Raw genomic sequence first — 6,000 nt, 5'->3', positions numbered from 1 at the left:
GATGGTATATTTTCCAGTTCGCCATTCACAGATAAATTCAATTTTTTGTTCCATAATCGTCTGTTCTTTCCAAGGCATAGCATCTGAATTTTGGTTTCAAATGCAACTTAAAAAGTGTAAACGATGTTTCTATAACTCTGTAAAGGATGTTTGTATATCGTACCAAATGTTGGGTAACGGTTCGGCTAAGCGTAGTGCGGAGGCAAGGAAACTTTTCGTTTCCGTCTGAGCACGAAGCTAAAGCTTTTGGTTTTTCTTTTTCTTTTTTTGTCCAAAGCTAAATCCCAAAGATTTAGCGACTTTATAAATATACACAGACCTTTCGGTTTTGCCCTAAAGTCCGCATTACGTTTAGGCATTGTTAGCTACCGCATTAATGCGTTCAGTTTTTCAATTAACTCTTCTGGTAAGTCCGTTAGAGTTTTAATATGTCCAGTATTTGTTTCCCAAAACATTTTCGGTTCTTTAGCCTTAGCAAAAAGGTTCTGTCCTCTCTGGAATGGTACAGCTCTGTCTTCTGTACTATGAATAATAAGCTTAGGGATGTTTTTTATGTCAGTAATATCTCTTATTGCAACATATTCTTGATTGTAATTCTCTGGATTTTTTGTAAAACTCTGTAAATAGAACTCTCGAAAATTGTCAGTTATAAAGCTATGTGCGGATTCTAATGCTCCGTCTAATACCAAAGCATCAATTTTAGTTTGATTGTCTCTAGCTAACTTAACTGCTAATTGACCGCCTAAAGACATTCCATAAACTATGGTTTTTACGCTATCATTTTTTGTTTGGTTCAAAAAATCCACAAAAGCTGTTTGGGTGTCTTTCATTACTCCTTTGTAATTAGGTATACCATTTGACTTTCCATATCCTCTCCAGTCCGTTGAATAAACTTTAAATCCATTGTCGATTAATGGTGTAATTAATTCTTTGCCTTGACTGGTATTTCCGCTATTTCCACGAATTAGAAAAACGTTTGCTTTCAATTCCGTTTTTGGGTTAAACAAATAGGTGTGGATTTTAATTGAATCTTCTACACTTAATATGTTTTCAGAGTATTCAAAATCATCTAAATTTTGGATTTCAGTCGATGGTCGGTAGAAAAGTTTAGACTCATCATTGTTTACCAAAGCCTTTATATAAGGGTCGGATTGATATTTAAAAATTCCATATGCTGTTACTAAAATTAATAGAACTACAATAATTTTGATTAGTTTTTTCATGTTTTTTTAGATATGGTAGCTAACGGCTCGTATAAGAGCAGTAGCGGTTATATTACACTTGTTTTTCAGGAAGTAAGATACTTAAATAAACACAAAAACGGTTCGAATTTGAACTCGAGCCGCTATTGCTTTTATACATTGTTGTAGCTAGTTTTTATTTTGTCAAATCAGGTCTCAAAAAAATGACTTCACGTATTACTTGCCAACGATTATCTTCGAAAATCAAGTCAATACTTAAAAGTAAAATTTGATCTATCCCACTCAAATTATTCTTTCTAGATATTAGTACATGAGCTTTATTGTTATTCACATCAATTTTATGATACTTAGCCCAAGTATTCATTGGCGGGTCACCAGCCTCTTTTTTACTTTTGAAAATTCTCTTAAAAGTTTCTTTATCTGCTATATTTAAATTATCATCTGTATCTATCATAATAACGCTGAGGTTGTCATGATATATATGGTCTAATTTTTTAATATCAAAATTAGTCGCTGTTTGTATAAGATCATCTATAACTTTTTTTACTACAGCTTCGTTTTTTTTAATGTCCATAAACTATTCTTTTTTAATAACTCTTTGAATGTAGTTTCCAAATACTTTTCTATCGAAAAACCATGAAATAGCTATAAGAACTAAAGCTATTATTGCCGGAGCATATTCTCCATCACTTACGATAATGTGAGCTGCTAGGGCTAAAATCACGTCAAATAAGAAACCAGAATAAGCGAGTTCTTTCAAGAAATTGGATTTCTTAGTTAATATCGCAATTACTCCTAAAATTTTAAGTATTGCCAAGGGATAAATAATCCAAGTTGGAAATCCAAGGCTTATAAAAAAGCCTTCTGCTCTTGGGTAGTTAAAAATATACATCATTGCTCCAGCGAAAAATAAGAGCGTTAATAGTCCAGTTGCTATCCAATAAATGATTTTATTTTTTTTCATAATTATTTAGTTTATAAAGTTTGTAATTAATTCTGTTGCTTCTTTAGCATATTCTTCAAGCATAAAATGTCCTCCTTCAAAGAAATGCATTTCAATATTTTGAAGATCCTTACTGTATTCTTTGGCTCCATTTTGATTAAAATATCTATCATTTTTACCCCAAAGAACTAGTGTTTTAGGTTGGTGATTTTTAAAATATTCTTGCCATTCTGTGTATTTTGGGAAATTACTACCGTAATCTGAAAACAATGCTGTTTGAACCTCGTTGGCATTTGTTCTGTTTAGAAAAGCCTTGTCTGTCAAGTAAGATATTGGGTCTACTTTATCAGGATTAGAAGCTTCGTTTAAGTATTGATCTTTTAACCCTTCTAGAGAAATTAGATAGTCCTTAAACTTTAAGAGTCCTTCTATGTCATTATTCTTTTTAAACGTGCCAATTTTCATTCCCCATTCTCCAATACCTTCCATATAAGCATTAGCATTTTGGATGATTAAACCTTTGATATAACTAGGATATGTCGTGGCTATTCTAAATCCTATGGGGCCTCCATAATCATGCATGAGCAAATAAAAAGACTTGAGTCCAAGTGTTTCTATAAAATCTGAAACTGACTTGGCAATGTTCTCAAATGTGTATTCAAATTCAGAGACCAAAGGCATATCACTCAGCCCAAAACCTATATAATCAGGTGCTACCAGATGATATTTGTCTGATAATTCATTAATGATTTCTCTATACATATGAGACGAAGATGGAAAGCCATGTAATAAAAGAATGGTTTCATTTTCAGGATTACCTGCCTCTCTGTAAAAGATAGAGTAATTGTTGATACTAATTGTTTTTCCTTTCATCTTAGTTAAGATTTAACAGCTGTTAATTTATTTTTTATAAGTTCTAATAAGATAGACGGCTCTAGCCTTGTCATATAGTCCTCTTCTATATGGACATATACTATTTCTCTATCTTTATTTATGACATAAACAGCAGGTACAGGTAATTCGAAACTATTATTGGCATGAATTTCATCTAGATGTATTCCAAAATTGATATACTCTTCTTTTGATGCAGTGTCTAATTGGAATACAATCCCGATTTCCTTCATCAACTGAGCATTTACATCTGTAAGAATAGGAAATGACAATGAATTCTTATCAAAGGTCTGACTAGTATATTCTACTCTTTCTGCACTAATACCTAGTATATCAGTATTTAATTGATTAAAGTCTTTTCTTAATCTTTCATATTCACGCAGCTCCATATTACAATAAGGACACCACCCACCTCTATAAAAGTTAAGAATTAGATAGTCAGCTTTTTGTAATTCACTTAAAAGAACCGTTTCTCCATCAATGCTTGTCAATGGTAAATCTGGAATTTGTTCCCCTATTTTAAGTGCTTTCTCTTTTAATCCGTTATTCTTGATTTCTTCAATACTATTTTCAAAAATCTGAATTATCGATTGAGGCATACGCTCTATAGATGCCTCTTTCATTTGTTTTAATTGTTTTCCAAGTCTCATTTTTATCAATTCTTATTTGATGCAAAGGTTGGAAGGAGTAGGAGTTAACTGATTATCTATTAGAAATTTTAGATAGTCAATATCTAACTGGAAATTATTTAACTAGTTTTTCTTTGAATTGATTTGGTGTAAAATCTGTATATTTTTTAAAGAAACGAATAAAGTTAGAAGGTTCGTTAAAGCCCATTTTATAGGCAATCTCTTGAGAAGTGTATTTGTTTTCAGAAATATTCCTTTTTATTTCTAACAATAGCCAACTATCTAAAAATTCTTTGGCTGTTTTTTGACTTATTTCTTTACAGATATCATTCAAATATTTGTAGGAAACAGATAGTTTATAGGCATAATCATTTACATTATGTGTCTCATTATAATGCTCGGTAATTAATTGTTTGAATTGAATAAAGTCTTTAAAGCGCTGACTTTTAAATATTTTGTGTTGATAGATTGATAAGCGTTTAATCTGAAAGAGTAAAGCTATAAAAACTGAATTCACTATTTCGGCTTTTAGATTATTATTGGAATCGTTTTGTAAATTTTGAAGTGTTTGTAAAAAAGGATTCAACCTAATTAGGTTTTCTTTGCCAATTAAAATACTTGGTGAATGATAAATATGTAAAAAGTGAAATAAGTTCTTTTCGTTTAAATACTGAGTAATAAAACTTTCTTCAAACGAAATCACATAACCTTTAACCAGAAGCTTTTTGTTAAATGAATGTACTTGGTCTTTTACTAGCGGAAGAATTACACCAGGCGAAAGAATTTCATCCTTAAAATCTAAATTATGATTGCTTTCTCCTTCTGTTATAATAATAAGTGCATGAAATTCGATTCTATGTGGTTTAGATAAATCAAAATTAGTTTTATCAAGTTTTTCATAAAGTTCTTTAATTGAGAGAATCTCAAAAGGAATAGATTGGTTAACAAACTGTGAAAAATTGATGTTTTCTATTTTGCTTTTCATTTTGTCATTGACACGATTGTTGTTACAAATTAGCTACAACGGTTTAGCTATGAACAGTACGGGAGCAAACTAGCGTTTGCTTTCCGCCACGCACATAGCGAAATCTTTTTGTTTTGTTTTTTCTTTTCCTTGTTTAAAGCAAAATCCCAAAGATTTTGCGGACATCATAAAAATACGCAAACCCTGCGATTAAGCCCGAAGCCCGTATTGTTTATAGGTTTTGTTGTGCTTAGTTTTCTGCGATGTTTTCCGTTATAAGGTTTTTTATCTCTTTTAAGTTTGCATAATGGGCATTTGTAAGAATTACATAACCAGAACCATTGGTTAAGTTTAAATAGAAAAAAGAGGAATATCCTACATTGGCACCACCATGACTTATCCCTTTCACTTTTTTATTTTCATCTAACTGAAGACCTACTCCTAATCCAGACCTAATTAACTTACCATTTGATAATTTTGCGGGTGATTTCAATAAAGCGATGGATTCTTTGGTTAAAATTGAAGATTTGTCATCGTTTAAACCTGCTAGTACTTCAAGTAGTAATTGGGAGTAATCAAAAGAATTAGTCCATAATGCTGCGGCAGCTTCTTGGGGATAAACTCTATATCCAAACTTAATAGGTTTCCCGTTTTTATAACCATATGCGATGTCATCTTCTTTATTTGGGTTTAAACCAAAATAGCTATTCTTCATATTTAAAGGTTGCAATAACTCTTTTTGCATAACAGTTCTGAATAACTCTCCCTTAGTGTCTTTTATTACTTTCTGTAAGTAACAATAGCCCCCGCCAGAATAATTAAATTCACTATTTACTTTATTCTTAATTTTGATTTCAGATTCCCACAAAAATGTATGTTTTCCATCAATTACATTTTCAATGGTTGGTATAATTTTTCTATTAGGTTTATAACCAAGAAATCCGTGCGTATTCATACCACCTGTATGACTGAGTAGTTGTGAAATTGTTGGAATCGTATTTGGCTCTGAGTTATAACCATCTAACTTATTAGTTTTTAGGTAGACATTCACGTCATTGTCGAGGTCAAATATTTGATTTTGAGTATTAATAAGAAATAATAATCCAGTTGGAAATTTACTTAGTGATGCTGCTTGGAAAATTGTCTTTTCGTTGACCTTATTAGAGGCATTACTAATTCCGAATCCTTTGTTATAGACAACTTTGCTGTTTTTTAAAATACTCAAGCTTGCACCAGGTATCTTATTCTCTTTCATTAAACTGTCTAATTTTTGCTCTTCTGACCTACTCAATTGACAATAGGCTGAAGTATAAATTGCTAGAAATATGATGAGAATAAATGTTCTGATTTTCATTTTTTTAAATTAAGCAC

General features: G+C 31.3%; 7 protein-coding genes. All 7 read right to left on the bottom strand.

Going from position 1 to position 6,000, the window contains the following annotated elements; translation table 11 throughout:
- Positions 1 to 365: 365 nt before the first annotated feature.
- The 7 genes from KO521_RS10015 to KO521_RS09985 all read right to left on the bottom strand — a co-directional run bounded on the left by KO521_RS10015 (position 366) and on the right by KO521_RS09985 (position 5,983).
- On the bottom strand, positions 366 to 1,223 hold the full coding sequence (locus KO521_RS10015) for an alpha/beta hydrolase (protein ID WP_215939787.1): 858 nt from the start codon (positions 1,221 to 1,223) through the stop codon (positions 366 to 368).
- A 154-nt stretch (positions 1,224 to 1,377) separates the two neighbouring features.
- Entirely contained in the window at positions 1,378 to 1,776 is a 399-nt protein-coding gene (locus tag KO521_RS10010) for a nuclear transport factor 2 family protein (RefSeq protein WP_194550649.1), read from the bottom strand.
- 3 nt (positions 1,777 to 1,779) lie between these two features.
- Positions 1,780 to 2,166, bottom strand: coding sequence for a DoxX family protein (locus KO521_RS10005; protein WP_194550648.1), 387 nt, complete (start codon positions 2,164 to 2,166; stop codon positions 1,780 to 1,782).
- A gap of 6 nt (positions 2,167 to 2,172) precedes the next feature.
- Entirely contained in the window at positions 2,173 to 3,018 is an 846-nt protein-coding gene (locus KO521_RS10000) for an alpha/beta fold hydrolase (protein ID WP_215939786.1), read from the bottom strand.
- Positions 3,019 to 3,023: 5 nt separating this feature from the next.
- Positions 3,024 to 3,686 carry a peroxiredoxin-like family protein gene (locus KO521_RS09995; protein ID WP_194550646.1) on the bottom strand — a complete coding sequence of 221 codons (663 nt, stop codon included), beginning with the start codon at positions 3,684 to 3,686 and terminating at the stop codon, positions 3,024 to 3,026.
- A gap of 94 nt (positions 3,687 to 3,780) precedes the next feature.
- Positions 3,781 to 4,650 carry a helix-turn-helix domain-containing protein gene (locus KO521_RS09990; RefSeq protein WP_215939785.1) on the bottom strand — a complete coding sequence of 290 codons (870 nt, stop codon included), beginning with the start codon at positions 4,648 to 4,650 and terminating at the stop codon, positions 3,781 to 3,783.
- Between the two features lie 229 nt (positions 4,651 to 4,879).
- Positions 4,880 to 5,983 carry a serine hydrolase domain-containing protein gene (locus KO521_RS09985; protein ID WP_215939784.1) on the bottom strand — a complete coding sequence of 368 codons (1,104 nt, stop codon included), beginning with the start codon at positions 5,981 to 5,983 and terminating at the stop codon, positions 4,880 to 4,882.
- Positions 5,984 to 6,000: the final 17 nt, after the last annotated feature.

This window comes from Zobellia uliginosa, from assembly GCF_018860745.1.
In the GTDB taxonomy this organism is placed as follows: Bacteria; Bacteroidota; Bacteroidia; order Flavobacteriales; family Flavobacteriaceae; genus Zobellia; species Zobellia uliginosa_B.
The sequence above is the reverse complement of the archived record's forward strand: the minus strand, read 5'-3'. Positions and strand labels throughout refer to the sequence as shown.